The sequence below is a fragment of the Niallia sp. RD1 genome (assembly GCF_024219955.1).
GTDB lineage: Bacteria > Bacillota > Bacilli > Bacillales > Cytobacillaceae > Niallia > Niallia alba.
This window is the reverse complement of sequence record NZ_CP100420.1, coordinates 611,293-629,018: the sequence shown is the minus strand read 5'-3', so window position 1 is coordinate 629,018 and position 17,726 is coordinate 611,293. Positions and strand designations below refer to the sequence as shown.

The window sequence follows — 17,726 nt, the reverse complement described above, 5'->3', positions numbered from 1 at the left end:
TTCCAAACAAATCTTATTTTTATTTTTAAATAGGCTTGCTCTTCATTTCTTTCGAAAAAAAGACTTTTTTTAGTGCTCACATTCATTACACCTCATAGCAGAAACGGTTTCTCTTAAGAAAAAGGAAATGAGTCGAAATATATAGGTATAATTAACTATTGTTCCAATAAAAGGTATACCGTTCATTTTATTTTATGGTAATATTGTACTATTGTTGAAAAAATTTAATAAGAGGAGATGGGGAAATGAGAGAAGTAGTATTTTCGATGAATTTATTATTCTTTTGGATTAAGGGAAAAGTAGAAGTCGATAGTAGGTTTGTGAAAACAAATCTATCAAACACAATATTAGGATTTATTCCAGCAGGTAAAGACCAACAAAGCATTCCTTTAAAAAATATTTCTGGGGCTATTTTATCATCAAAATATCATATTAAACGCATTCTTTTAGGACTAATTATATTTTTTATAGGATTAGGTTCTTTAAGTTCCAGTATTTTTGGATTGATTATACTCCTAATAGGTGTAGGGATTGTTGGGAATGGTATACAAACTATACTTACAATTGAAAAATCAGGGACAACCAATGTTATTAGTGTTCCTTTTTTTGAAAAACAAAAGATGCAATTATTACAGGATAGTATACATAATGCCTTAGCAGAAGATACAGATAAAACAGATCTAAATTTATTTTTTGATAAAAAATCGCAAGAAGTATAAATTTATTTTCATGAGATTAGTGCTATTGTATCCATATTATTAATTGCAAAATGTGGCTTCTAAAAAGCTGTATACAAGTCTTTTTAGAAGCCCAATCAATTTTAAGCTATCAAAATTCAATCGAAATCCAACTGACTCTCATCACAAGAACGCCCTTTTATCTCTCTCAAACTTCGAATGAAACGACTTTGCCTTCGTTCACTGCAATCAACCCATAGTCTGTTATCTTTAGGGCGGGACTTACAGGCAAGGAAAGGGTACTTAAAGACATGATTACGTTGTAATGTTCATACCCTAATGACTTTAAAGCATCTGTTAACTTTTCTACTTGAGAAGCAATGACTGCTAAAGGTTCTTCAGAAAGAATGCCTCCAACTGGTAGTGACACCATGGAAAGGATCTCTCCATTATGCACACAGCATATACCGCCTTGGTTTTTGATGACTTCATTTGCAGCGAGTTGCATGTCTTCTTTATTTTTCCCTACAACTAATAAGTTGTGATTATCATGGGAATAGGTGGTTGCGACAGCCCCTCTCTTTAGAATGTCTCCACCAATTAGGCCATGGGCTTTATTTTGATTTTTTCCGTAACGTTCAAATGTTTTCACTAAACAATAAGAGCTATCCATCCATTGCAATTTACCCGCCTTCACAGCCAGTGTATCTTGTCTTTCTTCTGTAAAAGTAGAGCCATTTTGCACATGAATGGTACGAACGGTTACACTATTCTTATCTGTGTCTATACGCACTTCAAAATCTTCTTCATGAAGTGGTGAGAGTTTTACACTTTCATAGAAAGAGGCAGGAAATTGTTTAGAACGGGCGCTCTGCACATATGGTAGTTTTTTATCAAACACCTTTTCGCCATCTTTATACACAGCATCAATGGAAAAGTCCGCTATATTACTGACTACCACAAAATCAGCGATTTTACTTGGTGCAATGACCCCTCTATCATACATTCTCATTCGTTGAGCAGGAGTATAGGTGCAAGCATAAATGGCATCCTCAATAGACAGTCCCATCGAAATAGCTTTCTTCAGTAATACATTTAAATGACCCCTTTTTTGAAAGGAATCAGCCATAACATCATCCGTAACAAAGCAGAAATGTTCTTTTACTGGATTTTCGATGAGATACTCGATTACTTCTGGTGTCATCGATTTCTCTTGAATTTCTAAAAACATCCCAATTCCAATTCTTTCCTTCATGCCCTCAACTGTTTGGTGAGTATGGTCAGAACCAACGCCAGCGAATGCTAGGCCTTGTAATTCCACATCTAACAATTTAGGAACATGACCTTCAATGATTAGTTCAGGATAGTTTTCGCGAACAAAATCTAGAATTTGATTGGTTTTGCAATCAGGCTTTGTAAGAACATCATAGTAATTCATAATTTCGCCTAAACATTTGATAGTTTCTGTCTGCAACAACTCTTCCATATCTTCTATATCAATGGAACCACCTGTAGTTTCCATTGAAGTAGCAGGAACAGAGCTTGGGATACCGTAAAACATATCGACCACTTCATTTTTGCTTGCTTTTATCATTTCTTTCACACCAGAAATTCCAAATACATTGGCCATTTCATGGGGTTCCGGAATGATCGTTGTTACCCCATTTTTTATTAATCCGTAGGAAAATGTTGCAGGTGTTACCATTGTACTTTCGATATGCAGATGAATATCAATTAAGCCTGGTACAATGTATTTTTCAGCAGCATCAACAATCTCCCTTGCTTGGAAAAATTCTTGCCCCTTTTTTCCGATATAAAAGAACTTACCATCCTTGATGGCAATATTTTCTTTTCTAAATTGTTTAAAATAACTATTGAATACTGTTCCGTTTAAAACGAGTGTATCAACTTGCATGAAAACCCCCTCCTTTATTCCACAAGCACCATTTGATTTTGTGGAATAATTACCGTTACTTCTTGTCCGTTTTTAAATGGTTGAACCATTTCTTTATTAATCGTGAAATTACCGAGGGCCGTTTCCACCACATATTGATAGCTTCTGCCAAGGAATGTTGTAATTTTGATTGTTCCATTCATGCCGTTTTTTGGGATAGCGGTTGAGCTTGGTTCCATCATAAAATCATCGGGGCGGATGGCACCAACTTTTTTATTTGGATTTTCCATATGGGCATGGCGATCTATTCTAAATACTAATCCAGCTTTTTCAAGTTCGATATAATCCTTGTGATCGGTGCGTTTATCAAATGTAATAAAGTTTTTAAATCCAATAAAGTCAGCGACGAATTTCGTTTCTGGATATTTATAAATGGTTGCAGGGTCGCTTAGCTGTTCAATGACCCCTTTATTCATAATCGCAACTTGATCTGATATGGAGAAGCATTCCTCTTGATCATGAGAGACATAAACTGTAGTTATTCCAAGTTCCTGCTGAATTCTGCGGATCTCGACTCTCATATTAACGCGAAGGTTCGCATCTAGATTACTTAACGGTTCATCAAATAATAGAATGTCTGGTTCGATAACTAACGCTCTTGCAATCGCAACTCGTTGTCTTTGACCACCAGATAATTCGCCAGGAAAGCGGTGTTCAAATCCTCTTAAGTTTACAATTTCTAGCATATTTTGAACCCGTTTCTCGATTTCCTTTTTGCTAACTTTACGTAAACGCAGGCCGAAAGCAATATTGTCAAAAATGGAAAGATGGGGAAAGAGTGCATAGTTTTGAAAAACAAAGCCAAAATTCCGTTTGTTCACAGGAACCTTTGTATAATCTTTATCTTGAAAAATAAATTTTCCTTCACTCGCTTCTAAAAAACCAGCAATCAAGCGCAAAGTCGTTGTTTTTCCACAACCACTTGGTCCTAATAAAGAAACAAGCTGTCCTTTTTCAATACTTAAATTAAAATCTTCTAATATATTTTTCTTTTCATAAGCGACAGATACATTTTCTAAAGTAAATAAAGCCATTTTTATCCTCCATTATCTTTTCGTGAAATAAGACAAGCCCATTAATCTTTCGACTGCAAACATAAAGATGGCAGTAAGGAACATTAATAGAACAGAGATGGCTGCTACAGTAGGGTCAAAGTAATTTTCTACATAGAGCAGCATTTGAATAGGGAACGTACTTACACCAGGTCCAGTCATATAAACGGATATATCTACATTATTAAAGGACTCTAAAAAGGCAATCATGACAGCTGCAATGATACCGGATTTAATATTCGGCAATACCACGCTAAAGAATGTTCCGATTCGAGTCCCGCCAAGACTAAGTGCTGCTTCTTCTATAGAAAAATCAAAGTTTGCTAGACTAGAAGAAATCACACGAATAATAAATGGCAGCATGATGACCGTATGACCGATAAATAGGGATAAATAAATAGGAAGGTTGTAGGTCACAACAATATAGCGTAAAAAAGAGAAACCTAGAACAATTCCTGGAATAAGAATCGGAGAAACAAAGATAGCATTGATGATTCCTTTGCCAGCAAAGTTGAAGCGGCTCAGTGCATAAGCTGCTGGTACTCCGAGTAATAAAGCTAAAATATTTCCAGCTAGGGAAACAATAATGGATGTTTTAAAGGTGCTTAAAAACATCTCGACTTTAAAAATATTTTCATACCATCTAAAGGAAAACTCTTCTGGAGGGAATTTCAGAATGCTTCCACTCTCAAAAGAGGTAATCGATATTATTACAAGTGGTCCAAGTAAAAAAATAAAAACGAGGATAGTAAATAGGGCCAATCCTCTATGTTTTTCCTGCATACACGTTTACCCCTTTGGATTTAGTTTTTTTGCAACACCATTCATGATTGCAATAATGATAAAGGTACAAATAATCATTATTGTTGCTACAATGGAGGCAAGCTTCCAATCATTTAGGGTAATTGCATTTTGATAAAGAAAAGTGGAAATAACCCGTTGTTTTCCACCTAGTAAAGCAGGTGTTGTATACGCAGTAAAGCTTCCTACAAACACTAAAATACTCCCAATAACAAGGCCAGGAACACATAATGGCACAATGATTTTCATAAATGTCGCAATTTTGGAAGCACCAAGGCTTTCTGCTGCACGCAGTAAATCACTGTCGATATTCTCCATTACGCCGACGAGTGTTACGATTATTAATGGAAGAAAAAGGTGAACCAGACCGATAATAATGGCATTTGGCGCATATAAAATGTTCAGTGGTTCTTGAATAAGGCCTAGGTTCAATAACGTTTTATTTAGCACGCCATTCTTCCCAATAATAATCATCCAACTAAAGGAGCGAACAACAGGGCTTGTCAGCAATGGGAAAATGGTAAACAACAAGAGAATGGCTTTCCTTTTGCTAGGTAGCTTTGCAATATAATAGGAAACCGGAAAACCAATTAAAATACAGATAAAGGTAGTGAGTAAACTAACGCGTAAAGTAGTAAGTAGGATATCGATAAAGTATTTATCCTTAAAAAAATCGATATACCCTTGTAAACTAAAGGTTCCTTCGTCATTGAATGTTGTCCCAATCATAGAAAGGATTGGAATTACTAAAAAAATCGTTAAAAATAATACACCAGGTAACAAGAGTAAATATAAATATCGTTTCTTCAAGACGTCACTCCCTTTCCTCAAAGTGACCATTTAAAATGTCGATAAACATCTGGAAGAAGGCATCATCATCTACCTTTAAGGAAACATATAAGTTCGATTCCTTATTTAGACGATTTTGGAAATCACAGACGAGTTGACCATCGCATAACTCACTTTTCGTTTCAATATCGACGAAATACTTTTCTGTTTCTACGATTCTTTTGTTTATGGCAATTCCAACTGCTAGTGGATCATGCATAGCACAAGCATGGATTCCATAGCGGTTATAGTATTTCTGTTGATAGTCATTTGTGCTTTGCGTAATATAATCTTTTAAAGGTTTATCCATTATTAAATCAAGATGGTTTTTCGTTAAAAGTGCTTTTCTTGTTACATCCAGACCAACTTGAGTGATGGAAGAAAAGCCTGCATGTAAGACAATTTTTGCCGCTTCAGGATCAACATAGCTGTTGAATTCGGCAGTTGGCGTCACATTGCCAGGTCCTTTTACTACACCACCCATGAAAATAACTTCCTTTACGTGATTCGTAATTTGCGGGCATTTTTTAACGGCTAGTGCTAAATTCGTTAATGGTCCAGTCATCACCAATGTTACTTCACCAGAAAAGCTTAAAATGGAATTAATCAAAAAGTCAGGAGCAAAGCCGTCACTCACAGGGTGAGTAACAGCTGCCTCCTTTAGTGCTCCGCCTAAACCATCTTCTCCGTGAATGCGGTGTTCAAAGAAAGCTTCCCGAAGGAGGGGAGTGGCAGCACCCTTTATAACAGGGATATGATCAGCTCTAACTAAATCTAGTATTTTACATGTATTTGTAGTGGCTTGTTCTAAGGAGACATTTCCATTCACGGTTGTAATCCCCAAAATATCAAATGCTTTACTTTTTACTGCTAGTAGAATACCAATTGCATCATCAATGCCAGTGTCTACATCCAATATTAGCTTTTCTTTCATGATGACCCTCTTTTCTATTATTGAACTAGCTCTCGGTTCCAGTGATCAATCCAACCTTTTAAGTTATCATTGATAAATTTCATATCTAATGTGTGTAAGCTTGCAATAACATCTTCTCCATATGTTAGCCCTTTAGCTTCTTCTTCTGTTAGTACAACCTCCGTATTTACGGGAGAATCTACTTTATTTTTTGCAGATTTCTCTTGTGCGTCTTTTCCTAAAATATAGTTGATGAACTTTTCAGATAGTTCCTTTTGGTCTGTATCTTTTACGACGTTGATTGTATTCATAACAGCATATCCGCCTTCAGCTGGAGTAACAAATTCAGCATTAGGTACTGCTTCTTGTAAATCTGCAAAATACATCTCCATGATGGGACCAGCTGCAATTTCTCCTTGAGCAAACATGTTTACATATTCAGAAGTCTGTCCATATTCTTTAACAACGCTTGGCATTAATGATTTTAACTGTTCAAAAGCTTTATCTTCGTTAAAAGTCGGTTCACCGCTAACTAAGGAAGCCGTATCTACGATCATTGGTCCTGTAGTTGATGTAATGCTTGGTATGGTTATTTTTCCTTTTAAATCATCGCTCCATAGGTCTTTCCAAGAAGTAATTGGGTTTGTTACTTCATCTGGATTATAAGCAATTCCGAATTGAGCAATGGTGTATGCAGGACCATATTCTTCACCAAGCGGAGCTTTTGCTACTTCATAAATATTATCTAGATTAGACAGCTTGCTACGATCAATTGTTTCAAATAAATTATCTTCAATTCCTTGCTGTGCATAATAGTCAGAAAGGAAAATGACATCTACATCGGAATTTCCTTGTCTTACTTTATTTAAGCGATCTGCATTATTACCAGTATCCAAAACGATTTCTACATTATTTTCTTTTTCGAATGGTGCATAAATTTCGCTGCGGAAGAAATCTTCATTAAAGCCCCAAGTGGAAACGACTAGTTTTTCCTTCTTTTCTTTACTGCCGTTTGATGCGTCATCTGAGCTACAAGCAGCTAATAGTAAGAAGGATGATGCTGCAACTGCACTAACTAATTTTTTTATTTTCATTTTTGAACCCCTCCGAATGATTTTTTAGGTTTGGTATACTATCTTTCAAGTAAGCTATAAAAAAAATAAAAAAAGACAAGCTTAAATAGAATTATCCTTCTACTTAAGATTGTCTTTTCTTTGTAAACAAAGATTAAACTTATCTTGTGTATATAGTGGCGTTCTACTTAGATAAATCCAAGAAGAAATCCAAGTTTAATTTTTATCTAATACAATGTTTGTAAAAGCAAGCTGTGTGAAAGAATCATAATCCCTAAGAATTGCTTCGATATTCCAATTTGTATCTACTTCTAAATGTTCTTTTAGCTTCTTCTTAAAAAGTAAGGACAGATGAAAGTCAACCTCTTGTTTAAGGCTGGGCACTTCTCCTTCCAAAGCAGCAGAGCGCGAGGCGCGAGGATGCTTCGCATGAAGTGTTATGACATTCTGATCGATTGTCACTTTTAGCAATGTCGTACCAGCACCAAATAATTCCTTAGAAATTTTATTGTATACCTGAGATAAAAATCTCTTCATTTCATTTGTGTCGATGATAACTCACCTGCCAAACTATTGATATTGGTTATTATACATATCATTTTTTGATATTTCAATAGAATGTGCGGATTTTGGTGAAAAAAATATTATTTTGTCGTTTTTTCTATAGTTAAAGAAGTAAAAAAACGAACTTTATAGGAATCGGAGGGTCGGTTCTTCTGTTTACCTATAGAGCATACTAGCAGGAACAGAATAGAGTTTTTAGTATCTTTATTGCAATTTTAATATTGGTAAAATTGCGTATATTCATAACTTTATTACATTATCTTTTATTTTTCTAGTGTGGGGTAAGATTTTTTAACATTATTTTAGATTAAACGAGAGAATGGAAACTGTAGGTCGTAAATTGGAATGACGAAAGTTTTTGGTCGAATAAGTAAATGAAAAAATTGTGCATGCTTTCGATGAAATTATTTTGCCTACTATAGGGGAAGTAAAGTGAATGTAAGCAATACTTGTTGATTTATCCTATTCTTAACGGTCGGTAAAACCTCGGCTGATGGAAGTCTTCATTATAAGAGATAAAAAAAATAGAGATTTTTATAATATTGGTTAAGGAGCTAATTTTATCGGTTATTAACTGAGGTTTTGTGCAAATGAACAAGGAATTTTGGTTGATTTATCAATTGTTAAAGGGCTTTCAATAGAATAGAATGAAAACGTATTCAATGTGGTCTAGTTGCAAATGGTTTATAAGGGGTATACAACAATTTGTAAGCAGTAGAGAAACAAGAGCGGAATACAGGATGATATTTTTAAAGGGACTATTGATTGGGAGATTCGGATGTAATAGGCCGTTATTGTAAAGAGTAATAGATTAGGAGGATTATTTATGGCAACTGGGTTAGATATTAGTTGGATTGGAGCCTTGTGTGGATTGGCGCTGGCAATTATTTTAATTTTGTTTAAGTTAGCCCCAACCTATTCACTTATTTTAGGAGCAATCGTTGGAGCATTTATTGGTGGTGCTAATTTTACAGAAACAATTACTATTTTAGTATCAGGGACACAAAGTGTACAAGGAACGGTTATCCGTATTATTGCTGCAGGTGTTTTTGCGGGTGTTATGATGGAATCTGGGGCAGCAGAAACAATTGCCAAGTTTATTGTAGATAAGCTCGGTGGAACGAAAGCAATGCTATCTTTAGCATTAGCTACGATGATTATTACAGCTGTAGGTGTATTTATTCCAGTAGCGGTACTGATTGTTGCACCAATTGCACTGTCTGTAGCAAACAAAATGGGCTATTCTAAAATTGCGGTCTTAGTTGCGTTGTCTGGAGGTGGGAAAGCAGGAAATATTATCTCTCCTAATCCCAATACAATTGCCGCGGCAGGCGGATTTGAGCTTGATGTTAACCAAGTGATGATTGGAGGACTGATTCCAGCTATTTTTGGTGTTGTGGTAACAGTAATCCTTGCATCTCTAATCAAGTATAAAGGAACTAAAGTGACAGATGAGGAGGCCGAGGAGCTAGAAAAAGCGAACGTTTCCAATCTTCCGGCTTTATCTAAGGCTTTAATAACGCCAATTATCGCGATTGTTCTTTTGATGATTAGTCCAATAGGATCAATGCTTGGAATGGAGGTTCTTACGAAGCTGAATATTGACTCCTTGTTTATTTTGCCTTTTGCTGCAGTCGTCGGAACGCTAGCATTAGGTAAAAAAGAGAAGCTTCTAGATTATTGTACAGCTGGCTTAAATAGAATGACTCCAACCATTTTAATTATTATTGGTGCAGGTGCTATTGGTGGATTGATTACTGCTTCAGACTTGCCTACACAAGTAGTTGCATTGGTAGAGTCCTCTGGCATTTCTGGTACATTCCTTGCGCCGATTGCAGGAACTTTAATGGCAGCGGCAACAGCATCTACTTCAACAGGGGTTATTTTGGCAACTGGTTCATTTTCAGAAGCAATATTGAATACTGGAGTTGCACCTATAGCTGCTGCAGTGATGACACATACTGGTGCTACTGTAATCGACCACTTACCACATGGAACTTATTTTCATGTTACCCGTAATGCTATGAACATGAGTATGGCAGACAGAATGAAAGTGGTAGGGTATGAAAGTATTGTTGGCTTAACCATGACTATTGTAGCAATAATCCTATACGGATTTATCTTATAAAACGAGGTGGAAGCAATGGGGAAAACATTTTTATTAGCTCCTGATTCATTTAAAGAAAGTATGACAGCCAAGGAAGTTTGCGTTGCTATGGAAATAGGGATAAAAAGAGCGATCCCTGATGCAGAATGTATTCATGTACCAATGGCAGATGGTGGTGAGGGGACTGTTCAATCTTTAGTAGATGCAACAGGCGGAACACTAGTTACGAAGGAAGTTACAGGACCTCTTCAAACGGCGGTTTTAGCTCAATATGGTATTTTAGGAGACGGAAAGACGGCTGTTATTGAAATGGCATCTGCTAGCGGAATCCATCATGTTACTAAGGAAACCAAGAATCCTCTTATTACAACCACTTATGGGACAGGGGAACTAATAAGGGAATGTATAGAGCAAGGAATTACTGACATTATACTGGGAATTGGCGGAAGCGCAACTAATGATGGTGGCACAGGAATGGCCGCAGCGCTTGGTTATAAATTTCTTGATGAAGATGGAAATGAACTGTTATTTGGTGGTGGGTATTTAAATGAACTAGTTACAATCGATGATTCCAATGTTATTCCACAGTTGAAAAATGTGAATATTTTGGTTGCATCAGATGTAACGAACCCTTTATGTGGGGAAAATGGAGCATCAGTTGTCTTTGGTCCGCAAAAGGGTGCTACACCAGAGATGATTGAGATTTTAGATAGAAACTTACGTCACTACGCTAAAAAGGTAAAAGCGCATCTTGGAATGGATATAGTAAACACGCCTGGTGCGGGGGCTGCAGGTGGTCTTGGAGCAGGTTTACTGGCTTTCACTAATTCAACAATGAAGAAAGGTATAGAGATTGTAATCGAATATACAAATTTAAAAGAAAAGTTGAAAGCTGCAGATTATTGTTTTACAGGAGAAGGCGGCATTGACTTTCAAACAAAATTTGGTAAAGCACCATATGGAGTTTCTCAAGCTGCTAAAAGTGTGAACAATGATATGAAAGTGATCGCACTGGCAGGTTATATTGGTCAGGACGTGGAAGTTTTGTATGAAGAAGGCTTTGACGCTATTTTTGGAATCGTCCCTGGAGCAGCTTCCATTGACACGTTGCTGGCTCAGGGAAAAGTAAATGTTGCACGAACCGCTGAAAGCATTGCTAGACTATTAAAATAGCTAAGAAAGAAGAAAAATTAATTATGCAAGCTTTTGGTAGAAGCTGTTCCTTTGACTTGGGAGCAGCTTCTTCACTTAATACGATTAATTAACATAAAGATTAGTTCTAAAAGATCCAATATATTCTTAGGATCTTTTCCTGTAATTTTGTGAATTCTATTTAATCTATAGTTTAATGTATTTCTATGCACAATAAGTTGGCTGGCTGTTTCATTCATGTTCATATTGCAGTTAAGATAAGCCTGGAGGGTCTTAATAAGTTCATCGTTTGTTTCAAGCAAATCTGATTGAGGGGCTGTTTTTTTTATTTTTCTCAAAGAATAGGATAGATCGGCAATAAATTCACAATCAGCATAAAAAATAACTTTCTGATGAAAAAATAATCCCTTTAATACTTTTAAAGCTAATTTTGTCTGAAGAAACCCATCAGCAATCTTATCATTTATTTTACTTATGGAAATGAAGACGTCTTGATACTTAGCTAACTGCTCTTGTAGTTCTTTTATGTTGTTTGGCTCTTGCACAACTACGCATAGCGTATTTTGATATGGTTGAAAGAAAGGATAGTTGTTGACTATTGACTTATTAACGTTTTTGGGAAATTCAATATACACCAATTGGCTGGGCTTATTTAGGTGAACATCATAGAATAATGCCTGGTCTGTTATGTCTTTTGTATAAATGGTAGTAGGATCTATTAATAAGTTGAAAAAATCATGCTTTATATTCTTTCTCCTATTTTCTTTTTCTGATGCGATGCTTTGTTCGATTAATAACAGAACGGTTGATTTAACTAGTTTTCCGAAGGGACTAGTTTCCTTGATCTCACCGCTAATACCAACTACACCTAAAATATCATCATTCCATTCAATAGGCAGATTAATTCCTTTCTTAACGAATTCTTCATCCTTTTCGATAGGAACGATTTTTTTTTGTTTGATGGCAGCAACTGCACCGTGATGGAGCGTGCCAATCCTCTTTTTATTTCCACTTCCAATGATAATGCCTGTTTTATCCATAATATTAATATTATAAGGAATATCCTTCATCATTTTATTTACAATTTTTTGCGCCTGTTTTGGTGTTAATTCATACATATTAATTGGTTCACCTACCTTTTAAAAAAAGAATAACTATACTTGTTATTATATAGTGTAATCGAGGAAGTATAAAACACAATTAGGACGATTCTTCTGTTTCGTTTGTGGGAAGCAGAAGAACCGTATCATGCACCATTAAAAAGCATCTGAATATTCTTCTTGGAAAAACTGTAAAAGTGCTGGCAAGTTTTTCTGAAATTCTAAGCAAAGTTGTTGTCCTAAAGGAACAGCGTAAATGAGTTTATGGCAAAATGGGCAGATATCCTTTTCTTTAAAAAAATGTTTAACACCTAAAGGAAACGGGTGGGTAGAATTTCCAATAAGAAATTGATAATCATGATGGTGGACACGAAATAAAATTTCTCGTCCCTCAAAACTACTTGAGGGATAGATTTGTATCGCTTCAAAAGGTAATTCTCTAATCGTAAGCATAAAAAAACCAATCCTTTTGTTTTTATTGTATAGTCTTTTTATAAATTAAACTATATCACTGATTGGGAATGTACTCAAATAGAAGATTTATCCCACTCTTAACGGACAGTAAGATTCCCCCTCAAGCTTAGGAGAATACGGGGAAGAGAGGTGGGAGATCAACTGTCCGTAAAGGTCCGATTGGTTCAACTAACCATCAGAGGGGGAGGGAGGAAAACCCCCACTGATGGAAGTTTCACTTTATATAGAAAGGATATTATTTTTTTCAAAAGTATAGAATATTTAACAATGAGTAATCGTAAAAATGGAAGGAATCAGAGGGAAGCTGGAGAAATGTCCCTTTGATTCCTCCAATTTTTATGGAATTTTAACATGTTCTTCATGTTTTTTTTATAAAAGTATATTGTATGTCCTACTTACAAAAGTTATAGGAGCTGTATTGGGTTAAATACTTAGTTTGGGGCTAAAAGATAGGATGTCTTTGAATTGTCTTCCTATCATACCAAGATAAGGAGGAGAGTGTTAGTGTCTAGAAAAAATAAAAAAAAGTTTCTGTACTTAAAATGGCTTCTGTCTATAGGAATTGTCAGTTTTATAGTTTTCATCGGAATATATTTAGCGGCTGGAAATGGAAAGATGGGGATTGGGGATAATTTGCAAGAAGACACTCAATCTTCAAAACCGAATTCTTCTGTAATGGAACCAGAAAATCCTTCTAACAAGGAGGAGATAAGTGATAGAATTGAAAGAATTTATTCCTTAGCAAAAGAAGGGAAAACTGATTATGGAACATTTGTTGTTGGCAAAACTAGTCATAACGAAGTCACAGATATATTAGGAGAACCTTCAAGCAAAACAGCTAGCAATCATTCTATTTATGAAGATTATGATAGGCAATATATAACGATTGGATATCAAAATGATACAGTAACGGATTTTAGAACAAGGAATGAAGAGGTTAAAAAGGTTCATTATAATGACATTATCCAGACGCTGGGTAAAGCTGATCAGGTAAGTTATTATAAAGATGATAATTATAATCAAATTATTCTTAGCTATGATGCACCTCCTTCTTATCGATTAAGATGGGTATTAGACAAGCCAGACGAAAGTAATAAAAATCCAAAAAAGAAATCAATAAATGGAATAAGCTTCCTCTATTTATAAGTGTCGATCAAGAGGAAGGACGGATTTCAAGGTTGCCAGAAGTAGAAAATACCCCTTCAAGTCTGGTGATTGGGAATAAAAATGATAAAGAATATGCTTACAGGATTGGAAGGAAGATTGGAGAGAATGTAAAATCGTTTGGTTTTAATCTTGACTATGCTCCAGTACTTGATATCAATAGTAATTCAGAAAATCCCGTTATTGGTGATAGATCGTTTGGAAATAATGCTGATATAGTTCATGATACGGGGATACAAGTAATGAAAGGTATTTAGGCAGAAAAGGTCATTTCTGTTGTAAAGCATTTTCCGGGTCATGGAGATACCGTAGTGGATTCCCATATTCAACTACCAAAGGTGAACAAATCTTTAACTCAGTTGCAAAATCTAGAACTAATTCCTTTTGAATATGTGATTAATAATGGAGCCGATGTTGTGATGGTAGCGCATATTTTACTACCAAAGCTCGATAAAACCTATCCGGCATCTATGTCAAAAGCGGTAATTACAGATTTATTAAGAAATCAACTTCAGTTTGATGGAGTGGTAATAACAGACGATATGACTATGGGAGCAATTGTGGATAATTTTGAGATTGGAGAAGCTGCAGTGGATTCTATTTTAGCTGGTAGTGACATCATACTAGTAGCGCATGATAACACAAACATACACACAGTTATAAAATCAATTAAAACAGCTGTAGAAAATAAATATAATTAGAAGATTGAATTCTGATAAATAAAATTTATATATATGAAAAGAGCAGAGTGGACTAATTACTTTATTTTGCCTTACACTGAATGTAACAGTAGGGCAAAATAAACTTACAATACTGAGATTCTGGAAATACTATATATTTTTGGCTTGCTGAAGCAATTATTCAGGAAGCCTTTTTAATATTTGTTTTATTATAGCGTGTGAAAAATTGAACTTAGCTGGGATACTTTCACAAATAAAAGTATTAATAAACCGAGAACAAACACATTTTTTTGCAAATTTAAAATCTCTGTTATATTCAAACGTTTACCAATTCGGTTACAACCCAATTTACCCTTTTCAAAGTCATGCAATAGAATCCTTCTTAAAGTTGGGTTATAGGAAGCTTATCTTCAATATACGACTTACATCAGGACCTCCTAAAAAAAAGTATTGCTTCTATATTTTTCCATGTTATAATATTAAATGAATTTTGATAATAGTGAGGGAAGTGCTAATAGTGAAATTATAATTTACAAAACAAGTTCTTTATTCGGAACTACTATGTTCCCGGACTTCTTTCGGATTACGACCATGCCCTTTATGTGTAGATTAAATTTTTTTCTTTTGAAGTATCTAATCTCTTGCTTCAATGTATGTTGCTGAGAAATCACTAATAAACTACCTATGGTTGTTTTATGAATAATGTTTCTTTTCCTTCATGTAAATGATTTAAATTCATTGATGATTTAAATCATTTGCGAATAAGCTCTCTACAATAGAACTAAATTCGCTATCCAAAACAACTTTCACGACGGAATGTCATCTCATTTTTTACTCGTTTGATTAACTTTAAAAGGAATTCGTTTGTATTCTCGCACTAAAGAGTAGTTATAGTTCCATTATTAAGTTTAATAGGTCTCTTTTGTCGTATAGAAGTCATAAGGAGTGTTCCTCTGGTAGATTCTGTTTAGTCAATTAACATTCTAACTGGAGATAGTAACTCTTTTTTGTGTTTTAAGACACTTGATTCTCTGAGGGGAAACTTTATAAAACTGGTCATTATTGGTTAGTTATTATTAATTCTTTATAGTTTTTACATAGGTATTTAGAAGTGGTTATTTAAAACTATTTTTTCACTCGTTTTTTTAATCAGGAACTTCTGACATATTTACATAAATCCCCTATTGTAATTAAAATTTTTTAGTTAGATATTAAAAAGAGAAACGAAAGAAGGAAGATTATGAGTTATAAAAAATTTTTTTCACAAATAGAAGACGAGATTTTATTAGATATTTTTAATAGACACTCTTTACATGAATTGGTAACAAAAGGGGATAGAATTATAACCGAGTATATAAAAGAATCGTATATTCATCCAAATGTTAAAATTGCAAAAAATTGTACGATTGAAGGTCTTGTCTATATAGGTGAAGGAGTATCTATACAAGACTATGCATTTATTAGAGGACCAGTGATTATATTAAATAATTCTTTAATAGGGAAATCCGCATTTATTAGAAATGGATCTATTATAGGGTCTAATACAATAATTGGACATTCAAGTGAAATAACTAGAAGTATCTTACTTAATAATACATCTATTGCTCATTTTAATTGCATTACTTACTCAATTATTGGTAGTAATGTGAATTTTGGATCTCACGCATGCACTACTTCATTTCTCTTAAAAAATAATAATATTAATTCATTAGATATTGATATGTATTACTATATTGATGAAAATAACAAACAGAAAGTAAACAGCAAAAAATTTGGAGCTGTAATAGGAGATAACTGTAGATTTGGAGCATATTCAATGACCAATCCAGGCGTTTCGATGGAACCAGACTGTATAGTTTATCCTTATACATCTGTTAGAAAAGGATATTATTTTCAAGATACCCGACTTTCTGATAGGAGAGAACGGGAACTAGTTTAATTAAAAATAATTAGAAAAGGCTAGGAGAGAAAATAAAATGATATATAGCAATATGTTAAGTCTTAAAGAAAAAACTGTTGAATTTTTTGAAAATATAAACTTTAAGCAGATTGAAGAAAAAAATTTATTAGATACTAAAAATGGACATGACTTTAACACTTCTTTATTAGTTGCTCATGCAGAGGAAATTTTAGAGGAAGATACAGAAAAGTTATTTTCAATTCAGAAGGTCTTTTATCCTTCAGGGCATGATGAATCAATTAGATTTCCGTTATTTTCATTTTTTTCAATAATGAGTAATTTTTATATGAAAAATATCTCTTCTCTTGATTACTCTCTCAATATTGCAGCAAACTATTTAAAAGACATTTGTAATATAAAACTTGAGAATATAAAAATAATTATTAATGAAAATACCTATAAAAAATATAAGGATGAATTTGATTCATACTTTAGTTTCAAACAAATTTTTTTAACTCCAAAAAAAAATGAGTATACATTTACGAATAATGGTTCTCTTATTAAGGGAGAGTATGTAAAATTTGTGTATTTCAATTCGAATGGTTTCTTCCCAATATATGATTTCGTTCTTATGAAGGAGGGTAGTAAGTTACATATTGAAGCTGGAGGCATACTAGATAGATTTATTTTTTTAAACATGGACAAAGATACTATCTTTCAAACAGATATCTTTGAAGAAATGATTTTGGCAATTAATGAAAAAATGGGTTCCGATGTATTTACACCTAAATTTGATTACATTGGTTACTATATAGCACATATGATAAGGTCTTTATCATTTGTTATATTAGACGGTTTAAAACCCTCAAATAGAAGTCCTAGGTCAAAAGCACTTAGGTATTGGATGAAATACTTAATGATACGGATGAGTTTTTATAATATTAGCCCGTTTGTATTGTTGGATTTGTTAAGTGTCGTAAGATTTAGTATAGAAAAATCAGGTTATCTCTATAACAATGAATCTTATGAAAGAAATAAAAAGTATTGGATAGAGGAAATAAGTAATCTTTATAGAAATCATGCAAAAGAAATTCTGAATATTAAAACTGGAGATTTAAATAATTGTGGAAGTATATATAAAGATGTATTATCAATACTTAGTCTTGATAAGCAATTGGGTAAGATAATTGACACAACTAGAATATCTCATGGATATCCATTTACAGATGAAAGTGAACAATTTACGGTTATACGGAAAAATTTTAATCAGTTTATTAAAGAGTAAAA

General features: G+C 34.1%; 15 protein-coding genes and 1 pseudogene. 7 read left to right on the top strand and 9 right to left on the bottom strand.

Going from position 1 to position 17,726, the window contains the following annotated elements; genetic code table 11:
- The first annotated feature begins 245 nt into the window (after positions 1-245).
- A complete protein-coding gene (locus NKG37_RS03000) occupies positions 246-719 on the top strand; it encodes a hypothetical protein (protein ID WP_169189238.1) in 474 nt (157 codons plus the stop codon).
- A 166-nt stretch (positions 720-885) separates the two neighbouring features.
- Here the strand turns inward: NKG37_RS03000 and NKG37_RS02995 are convergent, their stop codons facing one another.
- From NKG37_RS02995 to NKG37_RS02965, 7 genes are all read right to left on the bottom strand, one after another.
- Positions 886-2,592, bottom strand: a complete 1,707-nt coding sequence (locus NKG37_RS02995; protein WP_169189237.1) for an adenine deaminase C-terminal domain-containing protein — start codon at positions 2,590-2,592, stop codon at positions 886-888.
- 14 nt (positions 2,593-2,606) lie between these two features.
- The gene (locus tag NKG37_RS02990) at positions 2,607-3,665 is read right to left on the bottom strand and encodes an ABC transporter ATP-binding protein (RefSeq protein WP_169189236.1); all 1,059 of its coding nucleotides are present in this window, start codon (positions 3,663-3,665) and stop codon (positions 2,607-2,609) included.
- 12 nt (positions 3,666-3,677) lie between these two features.
- On the bottom strand, positions 3,678-4,466 hold the full coding sequence (locus NKG37_RS02985; RefSeq protein WP_016202054.1) for an ABC transporter permease: 789 nt from the start codon (positions 4,464-4,466) through the stop codon (positions 3,678-3,680).
- Positions 4,467-4,472: 6 nt separating this feature from the next.
- Positions 4,473-5,294 carry an ABC transporter permease gene (locus NKG37_RS02980; protein ID WP_169189235.1) on the bottom strand — a complete coding sequence of 274 codons (822 nt, stop codon included), beginning with the start codon at positions 5,292-5,294 and terminating at the stop codon, positions 4,473-4,475.
- A gap of 4 nt (positions 5,295-5,298) precedes the next feature.
- Positions 5,299-6,246: a nucleoside hydrolase gene (locus tag NKG37_RS02975; RefSeq protein WP_016202056.1), complete on the bottom strand. Its 948-nt coding sequence runs from the start codon at positions 6,244-6,246 to the stop codon at positions 5,299-5,301.
- A gap of 17 nt (positions 6,247-6,263) precedes the next feature.
- A complete protein-coding gene (locus tag NKG37_RS02970; protein ID WP_254416355.1) occupies positions 6,264-7,313 on the bottom strand; it encodes an ABC transporter substrate-binding protein in 1,050 nt (349 codons plus the stop codon).
- A 201-nt stretch (positions 7,314-7,514) separates the two neighbouring features.
- Complete coding sequence (locus NKG37_RS02965) at positions 7,515-7,835, bottom strand: hypothetical protein (RefSeq protein WP_016202058.1); 321 nt, start codon at positions 7,833-7,835, stop codon at positions 7,515-7,517.
- Positions 7,836-8,688: 853 nt separating this feature from the next.
- Here NKG37_RS02965 and NKG37_RS02960 point away from each other — a divergent pair.
- Together NKG37_RS02960 and NKG37_RS02955 are read left to right on the top strand one after the other, a co-directional pair.
- Positions 8,689-9,990: a GntP family permease gene (locus NKG37_RS02960; protein ID WP_169189234.1), complete on the top strand. Its 1,302-nt coding sequence runs from the start codon at positions 8,689-8,691 to the stop codon at positions 9,988-9,990.
- A gap of 15 nt (positions 9,991-10,005) precedes the next feature.
- A complete protein-coding gene (locus NKG37_RS02955; protein ID WP_212118439.1) occupies positions 10,006-11,142 on the top strand; it encodes a glycerate kinase family protein in 1,137 nt (378 codons plus the stop codon).
- A gap of 71 nt (positions 11,143-11,213) precedes the next feature.
- On the opposite strand, the gene NKG37_RS02950 is transcribed toward NKG37_RS02955, so the two are convergent.
- Complete coding sequence (locus NKG37_RS02950; RefSeq protein WP_254415769.1) at positions 11,214-12,239, bottom strand: CdaR family transcriptional regulator; 1,026 nt, start codon at positions 12,237-12,239, stop codon at positions 11,214-11,216.
- Between the two features lie 138 nt (positions 12,240-12,377).
- A complete protein-coding gene (locus tag NKG37_RS02945; RefSeq protein ID WP_016202062.1) occupies positions 12,378-12,674 on the bottom strand; it encodes a hypothetical protein in 297 nt (98 codons plus the stop codon).
- A 525-nt stretch (positions 12,675-13,199) separates the two neighbouring features.
- Between NKG37_RS02945 and NKG37_RS02940 the strand changes: the two genes are divergently transcribed.
- The 4 genes and pseudogenes from NKG37_RS02940 to NKG37_RS02925 all read left to right on the top strand — a co-directional run bounded on the left by NKG37_RS02940 (position 13,200) and on the right by NKG37_RS02925 (position 17,724).
- Positions 13,200-13,841 (top strand): DUF4309 domain-containing protein, encoded by a 642-nt coding sequence (locus NKG37_RS02940; RefSeq protein WP_254415768.1) that lies wholly within the window; start codon positions 13,200-13,202, stop codon positions 13,839-13,841.
- Positions 13,808-14,560, top strand: a pseudogene (locus NKG37_RS02935) (glycoside hydrolase family 3 N-terminal domain-containing protein). Before NKG37_RS02940 ends, NKG37_RS02935 begins: the two are co-directional and overlap by 34 nt.
- Before the next feature lie 1,219 nt (positions 14,561-15,779).
- Complete coding sequence (locus tag NKG37_RS02930; protein WP_169189232.1) at positions 15,780-16,478, top strand: DapH/DapD/GlmU-related protein; 699 nt, start codon at positions 15,780-15,782, stop codon at positions 16,476-16,478.
- 37 nt (positions 16,479-16,515) lie between these two features.
- A complete protein-coding gene (locus NKG37_RS02925) occupies positions 16,516-17,724 on the top strand; it encodes a hypothetical protein (protein ID WP_169189231.1) in 1,209 nt (402 codons plus the stop codon).
- The last annotated feature ends 2 nt before the right edge of the window (positions 17,725-17,726 follow it).

What these genes read in the sequence shown, in the direction of transcription:
- NKG37_RS03000 (WP_169189238.1), top strand. Translation starts at nt 246, where the DNA reads ATGAGAGAAGTAGTATTTTCGATGAATTTATTATTCTTTTGGATTAAG.
- NKG37_RS02945 (WP_016202062.1), bottom strand. Translation starts at nt 12,674, where the DNA reads ATGCTTACGATTAGAGAATTACCTTTTGAAGCGATACAAATCTATCCC.
- NKG37_RS02990 (WP_169189236.1), bottom strand. Translation starts at nt 3,665, where the DNA reads ATGGCTTTATTTACTTTAGAAAATGTATCTGTCGCTTATGAAAAGAAA.
- NKG37_RS02930 (WP_169189232.1), top strand. Translation starts at nt 15,780, where the DNA reads ATGAGTTATAAAAAATTTTTTTCACAAATAGAAGACGAGATTTTATTA.
- NKG37_RS02985 (WP_016202054.1), bottom strand. Translation starts at nt 4,466, where the DNA reads ATGCAGGAAAAACATAGAGGATTGGCCCTATTTACTATCCTCGTTTTT.
- NKG37_RS02995 (WP_169189237.1), bottom strand. Translation starts at nt 2,592, where the DNA reads ATGCAAGTTGATACACTCGTTTTAAACGGAACAGTATTCAATAGTTAT.
- NKG37_RS02960 (WP_169189234.1), top strand. Translation starts at nt 8,689, where the DNA reads ATGGCAACTGGGTTAGATATTAGTTGGATTGGAGCCTTGTGTGGATTG.
- NKG37_RS02955 (WP_212118439.1), top strand. Translation starts at nt 10,006, where the DNA reads ATGGGGAAAACATTTTTATTAGCTCCTGATTCATTTAAAGAAAGTATG.
- NKG37_RS02925 (WP_169189231.1), top strand. Translation starts at nt 16,516, where the DNA reads ATGATATATAGCAATATGTTAAGTCTTAAAGAAAAAACTGTTGAATTT.
- NKG37_RS02975 (WP_016202056.1), bottom strand. Translation starts at nt 6,246, where the DNA reads ATGAAAGAAAAGCTAATATTGGATGTAGACACTGGCATTGATGATGCA.
- NKG37_RS02950 (WP_254415769.1), bottom strand. Translation starts at nt 12,239, where the DNA reads ATGTATGAATTAACACCAAAACAGGCGCAAAAAATTGTAAATAAAATG.
- NKG37_RS02965 (WP_016202058.1), bottom strand. Translation starts at nt 7,835, where the DNA reads ATGAAGAGATTTTTATCTCAGGTATACAATAAAATTTCTAAGGAATTA.